Here is a 1,435-nt window from a genome sequence, read left to right as displayed (position 1 = left end):
TCATTTAACTGGGGACACTGGGAAAGTGGCGAATCATACTGTAATCCTGCGGCCCTTACGGCTGCTGTCGGGCCTGTTGCTTTTGTCGTCCCAGTCATTGTTTGCTCAACCCGGCGATCAGCCTGCCCCCTTCCCGATAGCGCTCCAGCCTGCTGAAGCCGAGTACCGCGTTGTGGTCAATGGCATCCCCCTGGGCCTCAATGCCACCATCCGGCTCACGCAGGAAGAGCAGGACTACCGACTGCATTTCCGGATTGAAAATCGCCTGTTTCAACATGAAGAAATCGCCACCTTCCGCTGGCATGATTGCACCGCTCGCCCCCATCACTATCGCCATGCCAGCGCCGGCTTCGGCCTGCGCCGCGAAGGGGAGATTGTGTTTGACTGGCAAGACCGTGAAGCCCAGGGCAGCAAGGCGATCTATCCACTGGTCGATGAGGCGCTGGATGCCTTGAGTGTCGCCATGGTGGCGCGCTGCAACATGGCCAGGGGAGACACCGAGTTCAGTTATCCGGTAGCAGAACCAGACGGCATGGCAAACTACCAATACCGCTCTCTGGGTGTGGAAAATCTGGAGACTCCCGCCGGAGACTGGGATGCCGCCAGTATAGAGCGGGATTATCCGGAGCGGGGCAAGCGCTCCCGGTTCTGGGCAGCCCGGGAGTTGGATTACTTCATGGTCCGCATGGACCATCAGGAAAATCTGTTCGTGCGGGGGCGCATTGAGTTGACGTCGTTCCGTTATCTGGCTACGAACCCCTGAACCCTCCTTATCGGCTGCCCTTTTTCGCCAGGAAACGCAGCCACCCGCCCCTCGCGACAAAGCACAACAACTGTTCCCTTCAGGCCAGGCTGAGTACGCAAAAAGTGATTGAGAGGGCCTCTAGACTCTCAAGCCGCTCCGCCAGGTTGGCAGCACTTTTGCCAGGCGGCGAGTCGCCTGGTTCACCACCTCATCCTGATCCTCTTCCAGCTGCCAGCGACGGGAATCCTGCTGGAATCGCGCCCGGGGGGTCAGCTCCTGGCGCTGCTCACCACGATCAAATTGTTGACAGGTTTCGGCAAACTGATGGATGGCAGCCAGATCCACTTTCGGTTCGATGCTGTCAGGCAGGCAATCCAACAGGGCACTGATACGAATGGAGGCCTCGCTTAACTCCACCTGTTTCTGCTCTACAGCGCGGCACAACACGTCAAGACTCTCGATAATGTGCACCTGCTGAGCGCGGGTTTCCCGTGCCTCACGGCGGGCCAGCCAGAATCGCCAAAGCACCAGGCCCAAGGCTGCACCAATCAACAGCCCAATCAAGGCTGCCAGTATAAGTTGTCCGGCCTGGGCCATAACGCATTCTCCTTGGAGTCTGTGAAGATAAAAAGCCATGCCGTCGGCATTGAAAATCCTTGGGCATAGCCGCATTGTACGCGGCACACTCTC

2 protein-coding genes are annotated in these 1,435 nt (G+C 58.3%); one reads left to right on the top strand and one right to left on the bottom strand.

The window, feature by feature from the left end:
* Positions 1-25: 25 nt before the first annotated feature.
* A complete protein-coding gene (locus tag B3Q33_RS08780; RefSeq protein WP_286827492.1) occupies positions 26-763 on the top strand; it encodes a DUF3108 domain-containing protein in 738 nt (245 codons plus the stop codon).
* Positions 764-883: 120 nt separating this feature from the next.
* Here the strand turns inward: B3Q33_RS08780 and B3Q33_RS08775 are convergent, their stop codons facing one another.
* Positions 884-1,342: a DUF2489 domain-containing protein gene (locus B3Q33_RS08775; protein ID WP_286827491.1), complete on the bottom strand. Its 459-nt coding sequence runs from the start codon at positions 1,340-1,342 to the stop codon at positions 884-886.
* Positions 1,343-1,435 lie beyond the last annotated feature (93 nt).

Source organism: Alcanivorax sp. UBA3183, from assembly GCF_002364155.1.
In the GTDB taxonomy this organism is placed as follows: domain Bacteria; phylum Pseudomonadota; class Gammaproteobacteria; order Pseudomonadales; family Alcanivoracaceae; genus Alcanivorax; species Alcanivorax jadensis.
The sequence above is the reverse complement of the archived record's forward strand: the minus strand, read 5'-3'. Positions and strand labels throughout refer to the sequence as shown.